The sequence below is a fragment of the Salmonella sp. 32020114201800008SM genome, assembly GCF_017572025.1.
GTDB lineage: Bacteria > Pseudomonadota > Gammaproteobacteria > Enterobacterales > Enterobacteriaceae > Salmonella > Salmonella enterica.
Genome location: NZ_JAGEQM010000001.1, coordinates 263,165 through 287,172, shown reverse-complemented (window position 1 = coordinate 287,172; position 24,008 = coordinate 263,165). Strand labels below are relative to the sequence as shown.

Here is a 24,008-nt window from a genome sequence, read left to right as displayed (position 1 = left end):
TCTCCCGTCGTCGATACGGCGGGAAAGGAGCATAAAGCATGTCGGATGATAAATTTGACGCTATTGTGGTGGGCGCAGGCGTAGCAGGAACGGTCGCCGCGTATGTGATGGCAAAAGCGGGACTGGATGTACTGGTTATTGAACGCGGAAACAGCGCGGGCAGCAAAAATATGACCGGTGGCCGGCTCTACGCTCACAGTATCGAAAGTATTATGCCGGGATTCGCAACGTCCGCCCCCATCGAACGCGTCGTTACCCGTGAAAAAATCTCCTTTTTAACCGAAGAAAGCGCCGTCACACTTGATTTTCACCGCGCGCCCCCTACTCCGCCCCTTACGTCATATACCGTACTGCGCAACAAACTGGACCCGTGGTTAATGGCGCAGGCGGAGCAGGCTGGCGCGCAGTTTATCCCAGGTGTACGGGTCGACGCTCTGGTACGTGAAGGCAATCGCGTCACTGGCGTTCAGGCCGGGGATGATATTCTTGATGCGAATATTGTGATTCTCGCGGACGGCGTGAATTCCATGCTGGGCCGTTCACTGGACATGGTGCCTGCCTCGTCTGCGCATCACTATGCCGTCGGCGTAAAAGAGTTGATTGGGCTCTCTCCGGCACTTATTGAAGAGCGCTTTAATCTGGCGTCCCATGAAGGCGCCGCCTGGTTATTCGCTGGCGCGCCCTCCAACGGGCTCATGGGCGGCGGGTTTCTTTATACCAACCGCGATTCGGTTTCTCTGGGGCTGGTATGTGGCCTGGGCGACATTGCTCACGCGACCAAAAGCGTACCGCAAATGCTGGAAGATTTTAAACAGCATCCGGCGATACGCCCTTTGATTCAGGGGGGAACGCTGCTTGAATACTCCGCTCATATGGTGCCCGAAGGCGGCATAGCAATGATGCCGGAGCTGGCAAATGACGGTGTGATGATTGTCGGCGACGCCGCCGGTCTTTGTCTGAATCTCGGCTATACCGTCCGCGGCATGGATTTAGCCATCGCGTCCGCGCAAGCGGCCGCTCAAACCGCCATTGACGCTAAAGCGCGGCAAGATTTTTCCGCCGCGAGTCTTGCCGGTTACAAACGCGCGCTGGAGAAAAACGGCGTGTTACGCGATATGCGGCATTTCCGCAAACTCCCCGGATTAATGGAAAACCCACGGCTTTTTACCGAGTACCCGCGTATGGCGGCAAACATTGTGGGCGATCTGTTCACCGTTGATGGCGGTCCAGTCCCACCGTTGCGTAAAACTATCCTGTCACATGCGAAAAAAATTGGACTGGTGAATCTATTAAAAGACGGCATAAAAGGGGCTACGGCATTATGAGTTCGGACAATAAGGTGAATGTTGACGTCAAATTGGGCGTAAATAAATTTTACGTAGATGAAGGACACCCACATATCATTTTGCGCTCCTCGCCTGACATGCAGGAGTTTAATAAATTAATAAAAGCCTGCCCTGCCGGACTCTATAAGCTGGACGATGCGGGAAATATTCATTTTGACTCCGCGGGCTGCCTGGAATGCGGGACCTGCAGGGTTCTCTGCGGCAATACTCTTCTCGAAAAATGGGAATACCCGGCGGGAACGTTCGGCGTTGAGTTTCGCTACGGCTGACGCTCTGAAACACCGGATAACGACGCTACGGCGTCTTAGAGCCTATCCCAGTAGGCGTTATTGGCGCAGCCAGTTTGGACACGGACAGCGCGCAAAAACCGGAGCGTACACGTAGTACGTGAGGATTTTGAGCACTGCCCAGGTCTAAAATGGCAAGTAAAATAGCCCTAATGGGATAGGCTCTTATTCGGCTTGCCCCCGGAGATTACGTCATTTGTATTAATAGAGAACAAGTCAATGAGTGTTACATTAACGTTTGACGCCGCAAGGCGGAAAACCTATCGCGAGTCCGGCTACTGGGGCGATGCTTCACTGGGCGACTACTGGCGGCAAACCGCACGCGCCGTACCCGATAAAATCGCCGTGGTCGATAATCATGGCGCGTCCTGGACCTACGCCGCACTCGACTGCGCGGCAAGCCGCCTGGCAAACTGGTTACTGTCTCAGGGGATTCAACCGGGCGATCGCGTGGCCTTTCAGCTTCCGGGCTGGTGTGAGTTTACCCTCATTTATCTGGCCTGCCTGAAAACGGGCGCGGTATCTGCCCCGCTACTTCCCGCCTGGCGAGAAGCAGAGCTGGTTTGGGTGCTGAACAAATGTCAGGCTAAAATATTCTTCGCCCCCACCGTATTCAAACAGAATCGTCCGGTCGATCTTATCCTTCCGCTACAAAATCAACTGCGCCATCTGACGCATATTGTCGGCGTGGATAAACTGGCGCCTGCCACCACAGCGCTTGCGCTTAGTCAAATCATCGACCGCAGCGAACCGTTGCAGTCAGACATTAACATTCACGGTGATGAGCTGGCGGCAGTGCTGTTTACCTCCGGCACAGAAGGAATGCCGAAAGGGGTGATGTTGACCCACAATAATATTCTTGCCAGCGAACGGGCGTATTGCGCGCGGTTGAATTTAACCTGGCAAGATGTGTTCCTGATGCCTGCGCCACTGGGCCACGCCACCGGATTTTTACACGGCGTCACCGCGCCCTTTTTAATCGGGGCGCGTAGCGTATTGCTGGACATCTTTACCCCAGAAGCCTGCCTTACCTTATTAGCGCAGCAACGCTGTACCTGTATGTCAGGCGCGACGCCGTTTATTTACGATCTGCTTTGTGCCGTTGAGCAACAGCCTGCCGACCTCTCCTCACTGCGATTCTTCTTATGCGGCGGCACGACTATTCCCAAAAAGGTTGCCCGCGACTGCCAGCAGCGCGGTATCAAATTATTGAGTATTTACGGTTCTACAGAAAGTTCTCCACACTCTATGGTTAATCTGGGTGATTCGACTTCACGCATGATGAACACCGATGGTTATGCCGCCACCGGTGTAGAAATTAAAATCGTGGATGAAGATCGCAATACGCTTCCAGCAGGCCACGAAGGCGAAGAAGCCTCGCGCGGGCCGAACGTTTTTATGGGATACCTGGACGAGCCGGAACTTACCGCCCGCGCACTGGATAATGAGGGCTGGTATTACAGCGGCGACCTCTGCCGCATGGATGAAGACGGTTATATCAAAATTACCGGGCGCAAAAAGGATATTATTATACGTGGAGGTGAAAATATCAGCAGTCGCGAGGTGGAGGATATTTTATTGCAACACCCCCGCATACACGATGCTTGCGTCGTTGCTATGCCTGATGAACGCTTAGGCGAACGTTCATGCGCGTATGTAGTCTTAAAACCGCCGCACCTTTCGCTGACGCTGGAAGAGGTGATCGCTTTTTTCAGTCGAAAACGGGTAGCGAAGTATAAATATCCGGAACGGATCGTCATCGTAGAAAAACTGCCCAGAACCGCCTCTGGCAAAGTGCAGAAGTTTCTGTTGCGGCAGGATATTATTGAGCGGCTGCGCCAGGAGCACACTGCGGTATAAATTGCCGGATGGCGACGTTAACGCCGCCATCCGGTATTACACTACTTCTTCAGTTCCGCCAGACTCAGCCAGGTCTGAACCACGGTGTCCGGGTTCAGCGACAGGCTGTCGATCCCCTCTTCCATCAGCCAGGCGGCAAAGTCTTCATGGTCGGACGGACCCTGACCACAAATTCCAACATATTTGCCCTGTTTTTTCGCCGCGCGGATCGCCATCGACAGCAGCGCTTTCACCGCGTCGTTACGCTCGTCAAACAGTTCAGACACCACGCCGGAATCGCGATCCAGCCCCAGCGCCAGCTGCGTCATGTCGTTAGAACCAATCGAGAAGCCATCAAAATACTCGAGGAACTGTTCAGCCAGCAAGGCATTGGACGGGATCTCGCACATCATGATGATCTTCAGCCCGTTCTCGCCGCGTTTAAGCCCCTGGCGCGCCAGCTCTTCGATGACCGCTTTCGCCTGGTCGACCGTCCGCACGAACGGGATCATGATTTCGACGTTGGTAAGGCCCATATCGTTGCGCACGCGTTTCACCGCTTCGCATTCCAGCGCAAAACAATCGCGGAAACTTTCTGCGACGTAACGGCCCGCGCCGCGGAAGCCCAGCATCGGGTTTTCTTCATGCGGCTCATAACGTTCGCCGCCGACCAAGTTGGCGTATTCGTTGGACTTAAAGTCAGACAGGCGAACGATAACGCGTTTCGGGTAGAAGGCGGCGCCTAACGTCGCGATCCCTTCCGTCAGTCGACCAACGTAAAATTCACGCGGCGAGTCAAACCCTTTCATCATCTCACGAATGTCGTTTTGCAGCGCAGCATCCTGGTCGTCAAACTCCAGCAGCGCGCGCGGGTGAACGCCAATCATACGGTTAATGATGAATTCCAGTCGCGCCAGACCTACGCCTTCATTCGGCAGGCAGGCAAAGTCAAATGCCCTGTCCGGGTTGCCGACGTTCATCATGACCTTCAGCGGTAGCTCTGGCATGGTGTCTACGCTGGAGCTTTTTACGCTGAAATCCAGCATGTCGGCATACACATAACCGGTATCACCTTCCGCACAGGAGACGGTTACTTTTTCGCCATCTTTCATGCGTTCGGTGGCGTCGCCGCAGCCGACTACCGCCGGAATGCCCAATTCGCGGGCGATAATCGCCGCGTGACAGGTGCGCCCGCCACGGTTAGTGACAATCGCCGCCGCTTTTTTCATGATCGGTTCCCAGTCCGGGTCGGTCATATCGGTGACAAGCACATCGCCAGGCTCAATACGGTTCATTTCGCCGATATCGTGAATAACTTTTACCGTACCTGCGCCGATACGATGCCCAATGGCGCGACCTTCGGCAATGATTTTCCCCTGCGCATGTAGCGTATAACGCTCCATCACCTGGCCACGAGAGCGCACGGTTTCCGGACGTGCCTGCACAATAAAGAGCTTACCGGTATGACCGTCTTTCGCCCATTCGATATCCATCGGACGACCATAGTGCTGCTCAATCTGCACCGCTTGTTTCGCCAGTTCCTGCACTTCTTCGTTGGTGAGCGAGAAAATGTCGCGCTGTTCCTGCGGCACATCCTCAATCTTCACTTGCTTGCCGTGCTCCTGGGTGGCGGCGTAAACCATGCGGATTTTTTTCGACCCCATGGTGCGGCGTACGATGGCCGGACGGCCTGCCGCCAGGGTTGGCTTATGGACATAAAATTCATCCGGGTTAACCGCGCCCTGCACCACCATTTCACCCAGTCCCCATGCCGAGGTGATAAAGACCACCTGGTCAAAGCCGGATTCGGTATCGATAGAGAACATTACCCCTGACGAGGCGAGATCGGAGCGAACCATCCGCTGCACGCCAGCGGAAAGCGCTACGCCGCGATGATCATATCCCTGGTGAACGCGATAAGAGATGGCACGATCGTTAAACAGAGAAGCAAATACGTGTTTCACTGCCACCAGCACCGCGTCGAAGCCCTGAACGTTAAGAAACGTTTCCTGTTGACCCGCAAACGAAGCATCTGGCATATCTTCCGCCGTGGCGGAGGAACGCACGGCAAAAGAGGCATTTTCATCATCCGACGAAAGCTGCGCATAGGCATCGCGGATGGCGTTTTCCAGCTCCGGCTGGAAAGGAGTGTCGATAATCCACTGGCGGATCTGCGCGCCCGCTTTCGCCAGCTGGGAGACATCATCAATATCTGTCTTATCCAGCAGCTCATAAATGCGCTGGTTTACGCCGCTTTGATCCAAAAACTGGTTAAACGCATCGGCAGTGGTTGCAAAACCATTCGGAACGGATACGCCCATGCCGGAAAGGTTAGTAATCATTTCACCCAGGGAGGCATTTTTGCCCCCAACTCTGTCTACATCATTCATGCCGAGTTGGTTATACCAAAGCACCAGCGGTGACGAGCCATTGTTGGACATCGAACAATCCTTTTGTGATAAATGAACGAGTTTAAGAAACACATAGTTGCGTATTTATCCTGGCATACTTAAACCCGCGAAAAAAACGGTGAATCGTTCAAGCAAATTTATTTTTTCATTTTTTCAGATTGTTTACGTAGTTGCGCAAACCCGCGCATAGCACGGCATTCCCTTAATCACCCCCGGTGTAAACTGCGTTTCCAGGAAATGAAACATACTTTTCATTAATTATAAAAAGCGCCTGTCATTTTATAAAATAAGCGACAAGTTATACGTTTCCCGTTACTTTTAATTTATGCTTTCAGATAATTATGTTTACTCTTCAGGATGAACAGAATGGATAATGTTGTTGATCGCCATGTTTTCTATATTTCTGATGGTACCGCCATCACCGCCGAGGTCCTGGGTCACGCAGTTATGTCGCAGTTTCCGGTGACGATCAGCAGCATCACGCTGCCATTCGTGGAAAACGAAAGTCGCGCCCGCGCCGTCAAAGACCAAATTGACGCCATTTATCAGCAAACCGGCGTTCGCCCGCTGGTGTTTTACTCGATTGTTTTACCTGAAATTCGCGCCATCATCTTACAGAGCGAAGGTTTCTGCCAGGATATCGTCCAGGCGCTGGTGGCGCCGCTTCAGCAGGAGATGAAACTGGATCCGACGCCGATCGCTCATCGTACTCATGGGCTTAATCCGGGTAACCTGAACAAGTATGACGCCCGTATTGCCGCTATCGATTATACCCTGGCGCATGATGATGGCATTTCATTGCGCAACCTCGATCAGGCTCAGGTCATTTTGCTTGGCGTTTCGCGCTGTGGAAAAACGCCCACCAGCCTCTATCTGGCAATGCAATTCGGTATTCGTGCGGCTAACTACCCTTTCATCGCCGATGATATGGATAATTTGACGCTGCCCACATCGTTAAAACCGCTACAACATAAACTGTTCGGCCTGACAATTGACCCTGAACGCCTGGCGGCTATTCGCGAAGAACGCCGTGAAAACAGTCGCTATGCCTCGTTGCGTCAGTGCCGCATGGAAGTGGCAGAGGTCGAAGCGCTGTATCGTAAAAATCAGATCCCCTGCCTGAACAGCACCAATTATTCCGTTGAAGAGATAGCCACCAAGATTCTCGATATTATGGGGCTTAACCGCAGAATGTACTAGCAAACTAGTTTAATGGATTGGTTTTTGTTATCATGCCGTTCTGCCTGCGAGGTGTGACACGCCTCGCACTTGAAATCAGCAGGGATTGGTTTATCGTGATGCCCATCACTTCCCGGTAGTCCTGCCGTTGAAGCAACAAATTTCTGAGACTTGTAATGAACAGAACCGACGAACTCCGTACTGCGCGTATCGACAGCCTGGTAACACCGACCGAACTCGCGCAGCGGTATCCTGTATCGTCCTCCGTCGCCAGTCACGTTACCGACTCCCGACGCCGGATAGAAAAGATTTTAAATGGTGAAGATCCACGGCTACTGGTCGTCATTGGCCCCTGTTCGATTCACGATCTGAATGCTGCCATGGAATACGCGACGCAGCTCCAGGCACAACGCCAAAAGCATCAGGCGCGTCTGGAGATCGTCATGCGCACCTATTTTGAAAAACCGCGCACCGTCGTGGGATGGAAAGGCCTGATTTCCGATCCCGACTTGAATGGCAGTTACCGCGTCAATTATGGGCTTGAACTGGCGCGTCGCTTGCTATTGCAGGTGAACGAACTGGGAGTACCGACCGCCACAGAATTTCTTGATATGGTCACCGGCCAGTTTATTGCCGATCTGATCAGTTGGGGAGCGATTGGCGCGCGTACCACCGAAAGCCAAATCCATCGGGAAATGGCTTCTGCGCTCTCTTGTCCGGTCGGCTTTAAAAATGGTACGGATGGCAATACCCGCATTGCCGTTGATGCTATTCGCGCCTCCCGCGCCAGTCATATGTTTCTCTCGCCGGATAAAGACGGACAGATGACTATCTACCAGACGAGTGGCAACCCGTATGGGCACATCATCATGCGCGGCGGTAAAAAACCGAACTACCACGCTGAAGATATTGCCGCCGCCTGCGACACGTTGCATGAATTTGATCTGCCGGAACATCTGGTCGTCGACTTCAGCCACGGCAACTGTCAAAAACAGCATCGCCGCCAGTTAGAGGTATGTGATGATATTTGCCAGCAGATTCGTAATGGCTCCACGGCAATTGCCGGGATTATGGCCGAGAGTTTTTTACGGGAAGGCACGCAAAAAATTATCAGCGGTCAACCATTAATCTATGGTCAGTCCATTACCGATCCTTGCCTGAACTGGGAAGATACGGAAGTTTTGTTGGAAAAACTTGCCGCGGCGGTAGACAGCCGCTTTTAATAGCTCGCCCATCCTGCCGGGATGGGCGTTTCTTCGATGCGTTACCCACCCTTTTCTCTACGCGCGCGTATATCACTCCACAGAATTAGCACTTGCTGTTATCGCATTAATTATTGATAATAATAATCATTGTGAGTTTGATTATTAATAAATAACATGTCGCGTATGGATAACACCGAGCTGCCTCACCCTAAGGAAATAGACAATGAAACGCTTCTCCCTGCCGCTGAACGGCGCGTCAACAGTCAGGCGCTATTAGGTCCGGACGGCAAAGTCATTATCGATCACAACGGTCAGGAGTATCTGTTGCGTAAAACTCAGGCCGGTAAGCTACTGTTAACCAAATAGCGCTCCCGCCAGCAGACGATTCTGCTGGCATCTGGCTAACTTGAACAACTGACCTCCAGCCGCTTTCCCCACTCCGGCGGTCGGCTGGCATAGTCATCATCTCGATCGGTAAAAGGTTGACGTAAAACTTCATGCAACCGATGCAGTTCCGCCATGTCTCCCTGTTCAGCCGCATCTATCGCGCGTTGCGCCAGCCAGTTGCGCAACACAACCGCAGGATTCACGCGTTGCATCTGCTGTTGGCGCAGCGCGTCATCCACCGCCTCTGTGCGCAATCGCGCCCGGTAGCGGTCGAACCAGGCATCGAACGCCGCGCGATCGATAAACGTATCCCGCAACGGCGAGGAGGCGCTCTGTTGCTCCGTATGGCTTAACATCCGAAATGTACGGGTATAATCACTCCCTTCGCGCGCCATCAGACTAAACAATTCATTCAGTAAAACGTTATCGTCTTTTTGCTCGGTAAAGAAGCCCAGCTTCTGGCGCATTCGCTGCCCATAGTGCGTTAACAACGCGTCCTGGTAACGATCCAGCGCTCTGTTTAACGCGTCGATCTCAATAAAAGGGGTTAACGTCTGCGCCAGACGTTGTAAATTCCACAGCGCCACCGACGGTTGATTATCGAAGCGGTAACGTCCCTGATGATCGGAATGGTTACCAATGAAGCCGGGATCGTAGTCGTCGAGAAAACCAAAGGGACCATAGTCGATGGTCAGCCCCAGAATCGACATGTTATCCGTATTCATAACGCCGTGCGAAAAACCGACGGTTTGCCACTCAGCGATGAGTCTTCCGGTACGCGCCGCCACCTCTTCAAACCACAAAGCATATTTTTCCGGAACATCCTGCCATTGCGGCCAATAATGACGAATAGCGAAATCAGCCAGTTGCTGAACTTTTTCCGGTTCACGGCGGTAGTAGAAATGTTCGAAATGACCAAAACGCATATGACTTTGCGCCAGACGCATTAACATCGCGCCCGTTTCCTGCGTCTCTCGCTGAACCGGCGTATCGCTGGTTACGATAGATAACGCGCGCGTAGTGGGAATACCCAGATAATGCATGGCTTCGCTGGCAAGGCTTTCTCGTATGGTTGAACGCAGGACGGCGCGTCCATCCCCCATTCGCGAATAGGGTGTTAATCCGGCGCCTTTCAGATGCCAGTCGAGGGTCGAGCCATCCGCCAGGAGCTGTTCGCCCAGCAAAATACCGCGTCCGTCGCCGAGTTGTCCCGCCCAGACGCCGAACTGATGCCCGCTATATACCTGCGCGACAGGCGACATACCGAGTAATAAGGTTTCGCCGCCCCAAACGCCAGCGCCATTGGTAGCGTCAAATAACGACGCGGGAATGGCTAACTGCTGCGCCAGTTTGTCGTTATACCAAATCAGTCGCGCATTTTTTAACGGTGTGGGTAAAAGCGCGGTATACGTTGCTGGCAGTTCATCGCGCCAACGGGCAGTAAAAGACAGGGTCATAGGGCCTCCTGTCTTCAGTGTAGACGGTTAATCACCGGTTAAACACCGGCAAACAGAAAGGTTATCGCTGAACGAGTTTAATGAGCTGGCTTACCGGCACCGGAGGCCATAGTCCGCCCTGGAATGCGCTAAATCCCAATGGCGCTGCGCGCGAAAACATCGCCTCATTATCAATACCGGCAATCATCAGCGACTCGCAGCTGGAGGAGATCTGGGCAACAATAGCGTGCATGAATGGTTCGAATGAGATCATTTCAGCTCGCTGCTGAATAAAATTTTTATCCAACATGACTCGTTTGAAAAGCCCATCGAAAATAGCTTTAGTCGACGCCTCGCCTGCCCCAAAATTTGCCAGCATTAATGGGAAATGCATTGCCAGATTAGCTAACGTTTCATTGTTTTTGCCCTGGTTTAACCCAGGATAATTCTCATTTATAGCTAATTCAAGAAACGGAAAGCGCGCTGCCCGGGAAAAAAGTTCGCTATCTAATAATAAGTCACTAATTGCGGGCGGTAAATTAAGCCATGCAATAAGTTTATGCTGAATAAAAAAGTGCTGACAGGTTTCTAACAACGCCAGTTTTTCAACAAACAGACAGTATTGTTCCTCCACCGAAAGGCGAGGCGCTACCAACTCAGTCGGCATCCGCACGGCGCCGTCTTCAGCGGCAAACGTTGCAATAATCTCTAAACCAACAAGCCGAGCATTTTCATCCATGACGGGAAGGAAAAAGAGTTCGGAATGGTAAAGCTCATCAAGTGAAGCAATCATTACGCCAGTCCCATGGTTAGGGCGCTATTCGCCATCCAGTCACTACGGACGGAAACAGACGTAACTTCAGATACTAATTGAAGCGTCATCATTTTTCTTGTTTACCGGTGAACCGGTTCCTTTTTTTAACTTACTCTGATTATAAACCAATATCCAATGTTGTACTTTTCACAGGGCGTGAACACGCCCGTTTTTAATAAAAGTACGTTTGTAAATGCTACGGTTATATCATTATATATGATGACAACAGATGTCATAAGTTCAACCGGCGATATGTTAAAAATAGACTATAAAATTTATATCGTCTGCGAGGTTAAATTCGCCGTGCCTGCCAGAAGTTTTTTCGCCAGTACACATTATCCAGCGATGAACGCATCACGCCACGACTGGTAGAGGCATGAATAAACTCATTATTTGTATCGTAAATACCAACATGTAAACCACTTTCGCCCGAACCGGTTTTAAAGAAAACCAAATCTCCGGGCAGCAATTCATCTTTATCGATTCTGGTGCCGATTTTTGATTGTTCACGCGTATCACGAGGCAACTGCAAATCAAACTTGTCGCGCATAGTGACTACCACAAAGCCGGAACAGTCCACGCCTCTGCGACTCATGCCGCCGTAACGGTATGGCGTACCGCGCCAGGACTGCAACTGATCGTTCAGACCCGCAATGACGGTAATGGAGTCTGATAATCTGGCATTTGGCGCCGGTGCCCGATGAGTACTGCATCCTGCCAGGAACAATGCTGTGATAACAAGAAGCCAAAAACGCATGCCGCAACAATCCTCTGTTTTTATTTTGGTATTAATTTAGCGTCGAAATTACCTGCTTTTCAAGAAACGATTTTACTTAAGTGGCCGAAATGAGCATTGGATGCCCCTCGACGTCGAGTCGTCGAAAGCGCAGACCGTAGGCTTGCGCCAGATAAGAGGGGGTGAGCACCTCTTCCCGGCGGCCGCAGGCAATGAGTTTACCGCGCTTTAGTAACCAGGCTTTATGCGCATGGCGCAGCGTGTGGTTCAGATCGTGGCTACTCATCACAATCGCAATTCCTGCCTGACATAAATGATGTAATACCCGATCCAGAGCGTTTTGTTGCGCAACATCGAGACTGTTCATTGGCTCATCAAGCAGCAATAATTGACCGACCGGATTAGCGTCGGGATGAATTTGTAGTACAACGGCAGCAAGGCGAACACGCTGCCACTCGCCACCGGAAAGCTGATTCACGCTTCGCCCCAGTTTGTCGCCCAATCCAAGCATATCGGCCACCTCGTTAAGCTGCCCGGTTCGCGTTTTATCAGGTTGATGCAATGTCAGGTAATGCCAGACCGGCATGGCGAACGGCGGATTTTGCTGTTGCGCAAGATAAGCGCGGTGTTGGGCAAGCGTTGCCGTCGCCCATGCCTCCAGCGGCGCTCCGCCAAACCTGATGCTCCCCTCGCCTGAGGTTAATCCCGCCATACGCGCCAGCAACGTGCTTTTTCCGGCGCCGTTCGGCCCGACAAGGTGAAGGATCTCTCCTGCGCTTACTTCGCCGGAAAGCGGCCCCAGGCGGGTGCTCTCGACAACGTCCTTTAATTGCATCAATTGAGACATTATTTTGCCAACGCGATTTTTATGCTTTCCATCACAATAGGATCTTCAGGCGTCATATCCGGCGAAAAACGCTGTACCACCTGACCATCCCGGCCTACCAAAAATTTTTCAAAATTCCACAGAATATCATCCGGATAGAGTGGCGTACGCCCTTTACTTACCATCCGTTCGTAAAAGCCGCTCTTCTCCGGCGCGACTGCCGTTGGCGCAGCGGCTATCAGTTTTTGATACAGCGGATGGCGCGCGTCGCCATTCACATCAATTTTACTGAACATCGGGAACGTGACGCCCCAGGTGCTGGCACAATAGGTTTTAATCTGCTCTTCGCTGCCTGGCTCCTGCCCCATAAACTGGTTGCAGGGAAAACCCAACACGACAAACCCCTGATCTGCCCACGCCTTCTGGATATTTTCCAGCTGTTCATATTGCGGCGTCAGACCACATCTGGAGGCGACGTTTACAATGAGCAGCACTTTTCCGGCGTATTTTTCAAGTGTAGTGACCTCTCCATCAATCGTCGTAACGTGAGTATTAAGAAGCGAGTTTTGCATGGTGTCTCCCTGATGTCGGTAGAATAGTGGGTTTCATCGTTAGCCTTTAATCATAGACTGCGAATGATGAAAGCAGTTGTTTACCGATGCGCTAACGCGCGGATTTGAGCAGCAGCCAGATAAACACTGGCGCCCCCAATGTGGCGGTGACCACCCCGATAGGCAGTTCAGCCGACGCCAGCGCCAGTCGGGCGACCACATCAGCCAATAGCAGGGCGATAGCCCCGGCCAGCGCGCAGCCGGGAAGTAAAACCCGGTGATCGGTTAAACCACATAAGCGCAGGATGTGCGGAATAACCAGACCGATAAAACCAATCGCCCCCGCCATCGCCACGCTGACGCCCACCATCCAGCCAGTGGCGACGACCAACAAATTGCGCCAGAACCACAGCGGCAGGCCAAGCTGCCGCGCCGAGGTTTCCCCTAGCGCCAGCATATTCAGCGGTTGCGACTGGCAACATATCCAGATCAGTACCGGGATGAGCGCAATCATTAGCCAGCTCTGCTGCCAGTCAACGCCGCCAAATCCTCCCATCATCCAGTACATTAATTGCCGCAGATCGAAAGAGGTGGAAAAATAGATAGCCCACGTCATCAGCGCGCTACAGATAATGCCCAGCGCGACGCCCGCCAACAACAAGCGGCTGGTAGAGAGATGGCGGCGCGCAAAACGCAGCAGGATTAACGTAATAATGAGCGCGCCGGCTATAGCGCACAGTCCCAGCGCCCATCCTGGCAGTTGCCCCTGCCCCAGTAAGACGGCGGCAATAAGCCCAACACCGGCCCCATTCGAAACGCCGAGCAGACCCGGTTCAGCAAGTGGGTTTTCAAACAGCGCCTGCATCACAGCGCCAGATAGCGCCAGCGCAGCGCCAACCAGCAATACCGCAAGCGTGCGGGGAAGGCGAATTTGCCAGACAAACAGTTCCCCCCGGGCGCTTAACCAGTCACCGGGGGCAATCCACTGTTCGCCTGCGCATAAGCTCAGAAGTGTAGCCAGTAGCACCAGCAGTGACAGGCTCAGAAGCCAGCGAACGTTTCGTCGCTGTTGTTGGCGGGCAAAAGTCAGCATGTTATCCATTCAGCTGAAAAGAGGTAGCGTGATTTTACGGTGGGTATCCTTTACTTGAAAGAAAAAAGGCCGCAATGCGGCCTTTTTAGTTATACGGGTCATCTTTCAGGCTGACAAATACGCTGTCATCCCGCTGATCTACTTTCGGGATGGCAGCGTATCTGCCGCAATACACCCTGATGGATGTTATGCCTGGATCTGATTACTCTTCTTTGGGCGAAGCGTTTTCGACCCGGCTCTTTAACTTCTGCCCGGGTCTGAAGGTCACCACGCGCCGTGCTGTAATAGGAATATCTTCACCCGTTTTCGGGTTACGCCCCGGACGTTGATTTTTATCACGCAGATCGAAGTTACCAAAACCAGAGAGTTTCACCTGCTCACCGTTTTCCAGAGCACGACGGATCTCTTCGAAAAACAGTTCAACCAGTTCTTTGGCATCCCGCTTGCTAAGCCCAAGCTTATCAAACAGATATTCTGACATTTCAGCTTTTGTAAGCGCCATAGGTTCAATCCCTCAATGATGCCTGGAATCGCTCTTTTAATGCCTCTACACATTTGGCGACGGTAGCGGCAATCTCCTCTTCTTCGAGTGTACGGTTGGTATCCTGAAGGATCAGGCTGATAGCGAGGCTCTTATAACCCTCCGCAACACCCTTACCGCGGTACACGTCAAATAAGTTTACGCCAACTACCTGATTTACGCCAACTTTCTTACATTCGGATAAAATATCCGCTGCGGGAACGTTTTCTGCAACAACAACCGCAATATCGCGACGGTTGGCCGGGAAGCGTGAAATCTCCCGCGCCTGCGGCACGATACGGTCTGCGAGCTTATTCCATTCCAGTTCAAACACCAGCGTACGACCATTCAGATCCAGTTTACGTTCCAGTTCAGGGTGAACAACCCCAATAAAACCAATACGTTCATCTTTCAGATAAATCGCCGCAGACTGTCCCGGATGCAGAGCCGGATTCATCTCCGCCTTAAACTGGATATCACCCAGTTTGCCGGTTAAATCCAATACTGCTTCCAGATCGCCTTTCAAATCATAGAAATCAACGGTCTCTTTTGCCAGGTTCCAGTGCTCATCATAGCGGTTACCGCAAATCACGCCAGCCAGCATCAGATCCTGTCGAATACCCAGATTGGCTTGTGTATCCGGAACGAAACGTAAACCGGTTTCAAAAATACGCACGCGATTCTGCTGACGGTTTTGGTTATAGACCACCGTCGCCAACAATCCGCTCCACAGAGACAGACGCATCGCCGACATCTCAACGGAGATAGGGTTTGGCAGCAGCAGCGCTTCTGCGCCTGGATGGATGAGCTGTTGTACTTTAGGATCGACAAAGCTATAGGTAATCACTTCCTGATAGCCTTTGTCGTTCAGCATGGTTTTAACCCGCTTCAACGACAGATCGGCTTCACGGTGCGTCCCCATGATTAAACCGGCCTGGATTGGCTCGTCCGGAATATTGTTATAGCCGTAAACGCGGGCAACCTCTTCCACCAGATCTTCTTCAATTTCCATATCGAAACGCCAGGTCGGCGCTACGGCTTTCCACTCGTCCTGCCCTTCGGTCACTTCACAGCCCAGACGACGCAGAATATCACTGACCTGCTCATCCGCAATATGATGCCCGATCAGGCGATCCAGTTTACTGCGACGCAGCGTAATGGTGGCGCGTTTCGGCAACGTTGCTTCGTTGCTCACATCAATTATCGGACCCGCATCACCGCCACAGATATCAAGAAGCAGACGAGTAGCGCGCTCTATCGCTTTATATTGCAGCGCCGGGTCCACCCCGCGCTCGTAGCGGTGAGACGCATCGGTATGCAGACCGTGGCGGCGAGCGCGACCGGTGATAGACAGCGGATTAAAGTACGCACATTCCAGCAGCACATTTTGCGTTTCGCCGTTCACGCCGGAATGTTCGCCGCCAAAAATACCGGCTATCCCCAGCGCCTTATGGTGATCGGCGATCACCAGCGTGTCCGCATTTAACGTCGCTTCGCTACCGTCCAGCAGGACGACGGTTTCACCCTCTTTTGCCATCCGCACGACAATACCGCCATCAATGCGATCTTTATCGAAAGCATGCATTGGCTGACCCAGTTCGAGCAGCACATAGTTCGTGACGTCAACCACCGCATCGATGGAGCGAATACCGCAGCGACGCAGTTTCTCTTTCATCCACAGCGGCGTCGGCGCGTTAACATTAATGCCTTTTACCACCCGGCCCAGATAGCGAGGACACGCATCAGCGGCCTCTACCGTAATCGGCAGCGTATCGCTGATGGTTGCCGTAACCGGCGCCATTTCAGGCTCCTGGAGCGGCGCTTTGTTCAGTACCGCCACATCGCGCGCAACGCCGATGATACCTAAGCAATCCGCACGGTTCGGCGTGACGCTAATTTCGATGGTATTGTCGTCAAGCTTCAGGTATTCACGGATATCGGTACCCAGCGGCGCATCCGCCGGCAGTTCGATAATGCCGCTGTGATCGTCGGAAATCCCCAGTTCGGAGAAGGAGCACAGCATCCCTTCAGACGGTTCGCCGCGCAGTTTCGCCGCTTTAATTTTGAAATCGCCCGGCAGAATAGCGCCAATGGTGGCCACCGCTACTTTCAACCCCTGACGACAGTTTGGCGCGCCGCAGACGATATCCAACAGGCGTTCTCCGCCGACGTTGACTTTCGTTACACGCAATTTGTCAGCGTTCGGATGCTGGGCGCACTCAACCACTTCCCCAACCACAACGCCATTGAAGCTTCCCGCGACCGGCTCAACGCCGTCTACTTCCAGGCCAGCCATCGTAATCTGGTTAGCCAACGCATCGCTATCAATTGCCGGGTTAACCCACTCGCGTAACCACAGTTCGCTGAATTTCATTGTTTTATCCTGCCTTTATTTAAACTGTTTGAGGAAACGCAGATCGTTTTCGAAGAATGAACGCAGGTCGGTGACGCCATAACGCAACATGGTCAGACGTTCCATCCCCATACCAAAAGCGAAGCCAGAATAGATTTCCGGATCGATACCGACATTACGCAGCACATTCGGATGCACCATCCCGCAGCCCAGCACTTCCAGCCATTTGCCGTTTTTCCCCATCACATCCACTTCTGCAGAAGGTTCGGTAAACGGAAAATAAGAAGGACGGAAGCGAATCTGCAGATCCTCCTCAAAGAAATTACGCAGGAAGTCGTGCAGCGTACCTTTGAGGTTGGTGAAGCTGATGTTGGTATCAACAATCAGACCTTCCATCTGATGGAACATCGGAGTATGCGTCTGGTCGTAGTCATTACGGTATACACGGCCCGGCGCAATAATACGGATCGGCGGTTGCTGCGCTTTCATCGTCCGGATCTGGACGCCAGACGTCTGGGTCCGCAGCAGACGGGTCGCGTCAAACCAGAAGGTATCATGATCGGCGCGGGCCGGATGATGACCCGGAATGTTTAACGCATCGAAGTTATGGTAGTCATCTTCGATTTCCGGGCCAGTCGCCACGGTAAAACCAAGCTCGCCGAAGAAACTTTCAATACGGTCAATGGTACGCGTGACCGGATGCAGACCACCGTTCTCAATACGGCGCCCCGGCAGGGAGATATCGATGGTTTCAGCGGCCAGACGGGCGTTAAGCGCTGCGCTTTCCAGCTCGGCTTTACGTGCGTTAAGCGCCTGTTGTACCTGCTCTTTCGCGGCGTTAATGACTGCCCCGGCTGCCGGACGCTCTTCCGGCGGCAGATCGCGTAGGGTCGTCATCTGAAGGGTTAAATGCCCTTTCTTGCCCAAATATTCGACGCGTACATTGTCTAACGCGGCAACATCTGACGCCTGGTTAATGGCGGCCGCTGCATTGGCAACCAGCTCTGCGAGATGTGACATGGTTTTCCTCATTGTGTCGGTGAAGACACCGGTTCATTGGACGTAATCTCTCGATTTCAGATACAAAAAAAGCCTCCATCAGGAGGCTTTTTTGCGCTGTTTTTCGTTTCGTTTTTCACGCGCTAGCCTCCTGGAATCAGGTGCTAAAGTAAAAAAAGAAACGGAAAATAGCAGCGTTCATGCTTGCGTTACCTTATGTGGTAAAACCGAATATCCTTTATTGAAAAGGGTTACAGGTCAATTGTCAACTCACTGAACAGTCAATAAAAGAGAGGGAGCCAGGCTCCCTCTTTTCACTGGCTTATGCCAGAGCTGCTTTCGCTTTTTCAACCAGCGCGGTGAACGCGACTTTGTCGAATACGGCGATATCAGCCAGGATCTTACGGTCGATTTCAACAGAGGCTTTTTTCAGGCCGTTGATGAATTTGCTGTAAGAAATACCGTTCTGACGTGCTGCTGCGTTGATACGCGCAATCCACAGTTGACGGAACTGACGCTTACGTTGACGACGGTCACGGTAAGCATACTGACCAGCTTTGATAACTGCCTGGAAGGCAACGCGGTATACGCGAGAACGCGCACCGTAGTAGCCTTTGGCTTGTTTCAAAATTTTCTTGTGACGTGCGCGTGCAATTACACCACGTTTTACGCGAGCCATATGTGCTCTCCTGTATCTATTCTAATTAAAAAGTTAAAAACGTTAACGGCTTATGCGTACGGCAGGCACGCGATAACCAGGCCCAGATCGCCTTTAGAAACCATGGCTTTCGGACGCAGGTGACGTTTACGTTTAGTCGCTTTTTTGGTCAGAATGTGACGCAGGTTAGCGTGCTTGTGCTTAAAACCACCTTTACCGGTTTTTTTGAAGCGCTTAGCAGCACCGCGTACGGTCTTAATTTTTGGCATTTTAATAACTTCCACTTCGCATTGTTAATAAACGAAACATAGGCGAACAAAACCTGTGAAGCCCGAAGGCTTCACAGAATTGTTACTTGAAGGCCTTACTGTTTCTTCTTAGGAGCAAGCACCATGATCATCTGACGGCCTTCGATCTTCGTTGGGAAGGATTCGACCACTGCCAGTTCTTGCAAATCGTCTTTCACGCGATTAAGCACTTCCATACCGATTTGCTGGTGGGCCATTTCACGACCGCGGAAACGCAGCGTGATTTTGGCCTTATCGCCCTCTTCGAGAAAGCGAATCAGGCTGCGGAGTTTTACCTGATAGTCGCCTTCATCTGTCCCAGGACGGAATTTAATTTCCTTCACCTGGATAACTTTTTGCTTTTTCTTCTGTTCCTTAGAAGACTTACTCTTTTCATAGAGGAATTTGCCGTAATCCATTATACGACAAACCGGCGGCTCGGCGTTAGGGCTGATTTCGACTAAGTCTACTCCGGCTTCTTCAGCTTTTTCCAGAGCTTCTCTCAGACTCACAATACCAAGCTGCTCGCCTTCCAGACCTGTTAAGCGAACTTCTTGCGCGCGAATTTCGCTATTAATACGATTCGGACGCGCCGTTTGAACTCGTTTTCCGCCTTTAATACTTTATTCCTCCAGTTGTTGAAGACTGCGGCTGCGAATCTCTTGTTGCAGCTTCTCAATCACGTCATTTACGTCCAGACTGCCCAGGTCTTTACCGCGGCGGGTGCGAACGGCAACTTTGCCTGCTTCCACCTCTTTATCACCACAGACCAACATATAAGGGACACGACGTAAAGTGTGCTCGCGGATTTTAAAGCCAATCTTCTCATTTCTCAAGTCTGCTTTTACACGAATGCCCGCATTTTGTAGTTTCTGCGTCAATTCGTTAACGTATTCAGACTGCGAATCGGTAATATTCATCACGACTACCTGAACAGGCGCGAGCCATGTCGGGAAGAAACCAGCGAACTCTTCGGTCAGGATACCGATGAAGCGCTCCATCGACCCAAGAATCGCACGGTGAATCATTACCGGCACCTTACGCTCGTTGTCTTCGCCTACATAGGAGGCGCTCAAACGAGACGGTAAGGAGAAGTCCAGCTGTACTGTACCGCACTGCCATGCACGATCGAGGCAGTCATATAAGGTAAATTCAATTTTCGGACCGTAGAATGCGCCTTCACCCAGTTGATACTCAAACGGGATATTATTTTCTTCCAGCGCAACCGCCAGATCCGCCTCAGCACGATCCCACATCTCATCGCTGCCGATACGCTTGTCAGGACGAGTGGAAAGCTTGACGACGATCTTCTCGAAGCCAAAGGTGCTGTACATATCGTAGACCATACGAATACAAGCGTTAACTTCATCGCGGATCTGCTCTTCGGTGCAGAAGATATGCGCATCATCCTGCGTAAAGCCGCGTACGCGCATCAGACCATGCAGCGCGCCTGATGGCTCGTTACGGTGGCAGCTACCGAATTCCGCCATACGCAGCGGCAAATCACGATAGGATTTCAGACCCTGGTTAAAGATCTGAACGTGGCCCGGGCAGTTCATCGGCTTGATGCAATATTCGCGGTTTTCTGAGGATGTGGTGAACATCGCATCTTTATAGTTGTCCCAGTGCCCGGTTTTTTCCCACAGCACACGGTCCATCATGAACGGGCCTTTAACTTCTTGATACTGGTACTCTTTGAGTTTAGAACGAACAAAGACTTCCAGCTCGCGGAAGATAGTCCAGCCGTCGTTATGCCAGAACACCATGCCCGGCGCTTCTTCCTGCATATGATACAGGTCGAGCTGCTTACCAATTTTACGGTGGTCGCGTTTTGCGGCCTCTTCCAGGCGCTGCAGATAAGCGTTCAGGGCTTTTTTATCTGCCCATGCCGTACCGTAAATACGCTGCAGCATCTTATTATTGCTGTCACCGCGCCAGTATGCGCCAGCAGTTTTCATCAGTTTAAAGTGATGGCAGAAACGCATATTCGGCACGTGCGGACCACGACACATGTCGACATATTCTTCATGATGGTACAAGCCTGGCTTATCATCATGGGCGATATTTTCATCAAGAATAGCGACTTTGTAAGTCTCGCCGCGCTTCACGAAGGTTTCGCGCGCGTCATGCCAGCTCACCTTTTTCTTGATAACGTCGTAATTTTTCTCGGCGAGCTCATGCATCCGCTTTTCGAGCGCTTCGACATCTTCCTGAGTTAGCGTGCGGTCAAGATCAACGTCATAGTAAAAACCGTTGTCGACAACCGGGCCGATCGCCATTTTCGTGTGCGGCCAAAGTTGCTTGATTGCGTGACCTAACAGATGCGCGCAAGAGTGACGAATGATCTCCAGACCCTCTTCATCTTTTGCGGTGATGATGGCAAGCGTCGCATCATTTTCAATCAGATCGCAAGCATCAACCAGCTCGCCATTCACACGGCCCGCAATGGTGGCTTTCGCCAGGCCAGGACCAATGTCCAGAGCAACATCCATCGGGCTTACAGGGTGGTCATAATGGCGTTGGCTGCCATCAGGAAGAGTAATAACAGGCATGTAATATCCTTATTTGCAGTGGTGACCCATACGCAAGATCACATACAAAGAGAAAATGAATTTATTGACAGTGAGTTGTGTATCCATCTAGCCAACCATTGCTAAATTGGCGCACAACCTTCGACACAGACGAAAATCGCTATTTTCGTCCGGCATGACGATGGTAACACTAAAAAAAGGGAGATTGCATCACTCTGTAGCAAATCAAGACCCTTGACAGGGTTTCTCCATTATCTTTCTACGCGCCGTATAGCACTTCTCATCGACAACCTAACTTCTGCGCCAGACTCCCCTTTGTCGTTTTCACCTCGCTGGCTACCGCTTCAGGCAAGGCAGACCACAGCGTCAGCACTGGCTTCGTTTTATGTTCGATAGTGTCCACGGTAACCTGATAGTCGCAAAAATTCGCCGAACGGGGCGTATTCTGATCCATAATAAACGCAGCGTAATTTCCTTCACTTTTTGACGGCGCCATTCCGGTGAATAAAACCTTCCAGTACCCGCTGGGAATTTCTACCGTCGCATCTTCTGGCAATGTGACGATATGCCGCTCAAAAAGGGGGCCGGTCACTACGTGCACTACAGATACATCAGCCTGTTTGGCAAGTTCGCGCACCCGGTTTTCCAGTGCAGCCCATGCTCCCTGATTCAGGGTGGATTTCTGCGGCGTAATATTCGATAAATAATTTAACGACGGCCAGTCCGATACGCCGCCCAATCCTGCCAACGGCGCCTGGTGTCCCCTGTCGACTTTTAATAGCGTATGGGCATTTTTATAGGCCGAAGGGGCCAACGTATCCGAGGGCGGTAAATCGGGGTCCTGCGCCCAGTTCCGCGGGCGACCGCTTGCCTGGCTGGTTTTTGTCACGCTATAGGCAACCCAGTTGGCAAATTTCGTGACGCTATTATTATTGAGCGTATAGACATGGCGATAGATTGTTTGTTGACTTCCTCCTTGAGGACAGCCAACGCTACAGTTATCAGGTTGCTGAACGAGTACGTTACGATGGGGTAACTCGGGTGCCGATGTTGTATCCTGGGGAGGATACGATGTAGTACATGCGCTTAATAATACTACGGGCAGTAATTTTAGCAGATTAATGGTTTTATTCATTTTTTCTTTCTTAATAATAACTGCCCTAATAATTCAGGTAGCAATAATTTGGTTATATTACCCTGCCAGCCGTTAGATGCGCTCATCATTAAAGACAACACTATCACGGTAAAAATTAATAACAGATAAACATCGAAGCCATCATAGAAAATGAGCTCAAAAGAATACAACGTGATATTCATATTGATACCAAAAAACATCGTATTATATGCATAATCGTAAAGCCAATAATTTCTCGCACTCAGATAGCGAATGAAAAATGGATATTCAATAATATCTGGCGCATGTTTTTTAACACCATTTTTCAACATTAAGGCAACGTATCCTCTCAATGACTCGCTGCTGGCAGGAGTTTAGTTATATTTAAAGGTTTAATAGGCACTGCGCATCATGCTGCTGTGCTTATTACTTTGTAAAAATAAGAGTATTCACTTTCATATTCAGGGGTAAAAAGTGAACAAATACAGCTATTGCGCAACGATGATTGCCGCCATACTCAGTACGACCACAATGGCCAATGCCAGTAGCCTTGCTATTTCAGTGGCGAATGATGATGCAGGTATATTTCAACCATCCTTAAATGCCCTTTATGGGCACAAGGCTGCAGACCGGGGTGATTATACTGCCGGGCTCTTTTTAGGCTACAGCCACGATCTCACTGACGCCAGTCAACTCTCTTTTCATATCGCGCAAGATATTTATTCTCCATCAGGTGCCAATAAGAGAAAGCCTGAAGCCGTCAAAGGCGACCGCGCGTTCAGCGCCTTTCTTCATACCGGACTGGAGTGGAATTCATTAGCCACCAATTGGTTACGTTATCGTTTAGGTACCGATATCGGCGTTATTGGTCCTGACGCAGGCGGTCAGGAGGTTCAGAATCGGGCGCATCGAATAATAGGCGCAGAAAAATACCCTGCCTGGCAGGATCAAATTGAAAACCGTTATGGTTATACGGCAAAAGGAATGGTCTCCCTTACGCCAGCTATTGATATTCTGGGTGTCAATGTGGGCTTCTATCCAGAAGTCTCTGCTGTCGGCGGCAATCTCTTCCAGTATTTAGGGTACGGCGCAACCGTTGCGCTGGGAAATGATAAGACCTTTAACTCTGATAATGGGTTTGGGTTACTGTCCCGCCGAGGATTAATACACACTCAAAAAGAGGGATTGATCTATAAGGTATTTGCTGGCGTTGAGCGCAGGGAAGTTGATAAAAACTACACGTTACAGGGGAAAACGCTGCAAACAAAAATGGAAACGGTGGATATTAATAAAACCGTGGATGAATATCGCGTCGGTGCTACCATCGGCTATTCTCCCGTCGCATTCTCTCTTTCTTTAAACAAAGTCACGTCGGAATTTCGCACCGGAGACGACTATTCTTATATCAACGGCGACATCACCTTCTTCTTCTGAGG

24 protein-coding genes and 1 other annotated feature are annotated in these 24,008 nt (G+C 51.3%); of the genes, 7 read left to right on the top strand and 17 right to left on the bottom strand.

What is annotated here, in order from left to right:
• Positions 1-38: 38 nt before the first annotated feature.
• From J4613_RS01475 to fadK, 3 genes are all read left to right on the top strand, one after another.
• A complete protein-coding gene (locus J4613_RS01475; RefSeq protein WP_001278555.1) occupies positions 39-1,325 on the top strand; it encodes an FAD-dependent oxidoreductase in 1,287 nt (428 codons plus the stop codon).
• Positions 1,322-1,615 carry a ferredoxin family protein gene (locus tag J4613_RS01470; RefSeq protein WP_000093362.1) on the top strand — a complete coding sequence of 98 codons (294 nt, stop codon included), beginning with the start codon at positions 1,322-1,324 and terminating at the stop codon, positions 1,613-1,615. The genes J4613_RS01475 and J4613_RS01470 overlap by 4 nt, the downstream gene beginning before the upstream one ends.
• Positions 1,616-1,852: 237 nt before the next feature.
• Positions 1,853-3,493, top strand: a complete 1,641-nt coding sequence (gene fadK / locus J4613_RS01465; RefSeq protein WP_111742375.1) for a medium-chain fatty-acid--CoA ligase — start codon at positions 1,853-1,855, stop codon at positions 3,491-3,493.
• 41 nt (positions 3,494-3,534) lie between these two features.
• Here fadK and ppsA read toward each other — a convergent pair whose 3' ends face one another.
• Complete coding sequence (gene ppsA / locus J4613_RS01460; RefSeq protein ID WP_000069340.1) at positions 3,535-5,913, bottom strand: phosphoenolpyruvate synthase; 2,379 nt, start codon at positions 5,911-5,913, stop codon at positions 3,535-3,537.
• Positions 5,914-6,249: 336 nt separating this feature from the next.
• On the opposite strand from ppsA, the gene ppsR reads away from it, so the two are divergent.
• The 3 genes from ppsR to hemP all read left to right on the top strand — a co-directional run bounded on the left by ppsR (position 6,250) and on the right by hemP (position 8,633).
• Entirely contained in the window at positions 6,250-7,083 is an 834-nt protein-coding gene (gene ppsR, locus J4613_RS01455; protein WP_000370992.1) for a posphoenolpyruvate synthetase regulatory kinase/phosphorylase PpsR, read from the top strand.
• A 155-nt stretch (positions 7,084-7,238) separates the two neighbouring features.
• Positions 7,239-8,285 (top strand): 3-deoxy-7-phosphoheptulonate synthase AroH, encoded by a 1,047-nt coding sequence (gene aroH, locus J4613_RS01450; RefSeq protein ID WP_001082196.1) that lies wholly within the window; start codon positions 7,239-7,241, stop codon positions 8,283-8,285.
• Between the two features lie 156 nt (positions 8,286-8,441).
• Positions 8,442-8,633: a hemin uptake protein HemP gene (hemP, locus tag J4613_RS01445; RefSeq protein WP_000089115.1), complete on the top strand. Its 192-nt coding sequence runs from the start codon at positions 8,442-8,444 to the stop codon at positions 8,631-8,633.
• A 35-nt stretch (positions 8,634-8,668) separates the two neighbouring features.
• Here the strand turns inward: hemP and selO are convergent, their stop codons facing one another.
• The 16 genes from selO to J4613_RS01365 form a co-directional block, all read right to left on the bottom strand.
• Complete coding sequence (selO, locus tag J4613_RS01440; RefSeq protein ID WP_058107556.1) at positions 8,669-10,111, bottom strand: protein adenylyltransferase SelO; 1,443 nt, start codon at positions 10,109-10,111, stop codon at positions 8,669-8,671.
• Between the two features lie 61 nt (positions 10,112-10,172).
• On the bottom strand, positions 10,173-10,883 hold the full coding sequence (ydiV, locus tag J4613_RS01435; protein WP_000561992.1) for an anti-FlhDC factor YdiV: 711 nt from the start codon (positions 10,881-10,883) through the stop codon (positions 10,173-10,175).
• A gap of 313 nt (positions 10,884-11,196) precedes the next feature.
• Positions 11,197-11,661 carry an NlpC/P60 family protein gene (locus tag J4613_RS01430; protein ID WP_001213256.1) on the bottom strand — a complete coding sequence of 155 codons (465 nt, stop codon included), beginning with the start codon at positions 11,659-11,661 and terminating at the stop codon, positions 11,197-11,199.
• A gap of 76 nt (positions 11,662-11,737) precedes the next feature.
• Complete coding sequence (btuD, locus tag J4613_RS01425) at positions 11,738-12,487, bottom strand: vitamin B12 ABC transporter ATP-binding protein BtuD (RefSeq protein ID WP_000080616.1); 750 nt, start codon at positions 12,485-12,487, stop codon at positions 11,738-11,740.
• Positions 12,487-13,038 (bottom strand): glutathione peroxidase, encoded by a 552-nt coding sequence (locus tag J4613_RS01420; protein ID WP_001181570.1) that lies wholly within the window; start codon positions 13,036-13,038, stop codon positions 12,487-12,489. The genes btuD and J4613_RS01420 overlap by 1 nt, the downstream gene beginning before the upstream one ends.
• A gap of 91 nt (positions 13,039-13,129) precedes the next feature.
• Positions 13,130-14,110, bottom strand: a complete 981-nt coding sequence (gene btuC, locus J4613_RS01415; RefSeq protein ID WP_000954984.1) for a vitamin B12 ABC transporter permease BtuC — start codon at positions 14,108-14,110, stop codon at positions 13,130-13,132.
• 202 nt (positions 14,111-14,312) lie between these two features.
• Entirely contained in the window at positions 14,313-14,612 is a 300-nt protein-coding gene (gene ihfA, locus J4613_RS01410; RefSeq protein WP_001229266.1) for an integration host factor subunit alpha, read from the bottom strand.
• 4 nt (positions 14,613-14,616) lie between these two features.
• Entirely contained in the window at positions 14,617-17,004 is a 2,388-nt protein-coding gene (pheT, locus tag J4613_RS01405; RefSeq protein WP_000672402.1) for a phenylalanine--tRNA ligase subunit beta, read from the bottom strand.
• Between the two features lie 15 nt (positions 17,005-17,019).
• The gene (gene pheS / locus J4613_RS01400; protein ID WP_000018570.1) at positions 17,020-18,003 is read right to left on the bottom strand and encodes a phenylalanine--tRNA ligase subunit alpha; all 984 of its coding nucleotides are present in this window, start codon (positions 18,001-18,003) and stop codon (positions 17,020-17,022) included.
• A 62-nt stretch (positions 18,004-18,065) separates the two neighbouring features.
• Positions 18,066-18,189: a sequence feature (Phe leader region), on the bottom strand.
• A complete protein-coding gene (gene pheM, locus J4613_RS01395; RefSeq protein WP_001386830.1) occupies positions 18,140-18,184 on the bottom strand; it encodes a pheST operon leader peptide PheM in 45 nt (14 codons plus the stop codon). It overlaps the preceding feature by 45 nt.
• 115 nt (positions 18,190-18,304) lie before the next feature.
• A complete protein-coding gene (gene rplT / locus J4613_RS01390; protein WP_000124850.1) occupies positions 18,305-18,661 on the bottom strand; it encodes a 50S ribosomal protein L20 in 357 nt (118 codons plus the stop codon).
• A 50-nt stretch (positions 18,662-18,711) separates the two neighbouring features.
• Positions 18,712-18,909: a 50S ribosomal protein L35 gene (rpmI, locus tag J4613_RS01385; protein ID WP_001124225.1), complete on the bottom strand. Its 198-nt coding sequence runs from the start codon at positions 18,907-18,909 to the stop codon at positions 18,712-18,714.
• Positions 18,910-19,004: 95 nt separating this feature from the next.
• On the bottom strand, positions 19,005-19,547 hold the full coding sequence (infC, locus tag J4613_RS01380; protein ID WP_001574431.1) for a translation initiation factor IF-3: 543 nt from the start codon (positions 19,545-19,547) through the stop codon (positions 19,005-19,007).
• A 3-nt stretch (positions 19,548-19,550) separates the two neighbouring features.
• Positions 19,551-21,479, bottom strand: coding sequence for a threonine--tRNA ligase (gene thrS / locus J4613_RS01375; RefSeq protein ID WP_001144215.1), 1,929 nt, complete (start codon positions 21,477-21,479; stop codon positions 19,551-19,553).
• 259 nt (positions 21,480-21,738) lie between these two features.
• The gene (locus J4613_RS01370; RefSeq protein ID WP_111742376.1) at positions 21,739-22,593 is read right to left on the bottom strand and encodes a DNA/RNA non-specific endonuclease; all 855 of its coding nucleotides are present in this window, start codon (positions 22,591-22,593) and stop codon (positions 21,739-21,741) included.
• On the bottom strand, positions 22,590-22,904 hold the full coding sequence (locus tag J4613_RS01365) for a hypothetical protein (RefSeq protein WP_111742377.1): 315 nt from the start codon (positions 22,902-22,904) through the stop codon (positions 22,590-22,592). Before J4613_RS01365 ends, J4613_RS01370 begins: the two co-directional genes overlap by 4 nt.
• 142 nt (positions 22,905-23,046) lie before the next feature.
• On the opposite strand from J4613_RS01365, the gene J4613_RS01360 reads away from it, so the two are divergent.
• Complete coding sequence (locus J4613_RS01360; protein WP_001046434.1) at positions 23,047-24,006, top strand: lipid A deacylase LpxR family protein; 960 nt, start codon at positions 23,047-23,049, stop codon at positions 24,004-24,006.
• Positions 24,007-24,008 lie beyond the last annotated feature (2 nt).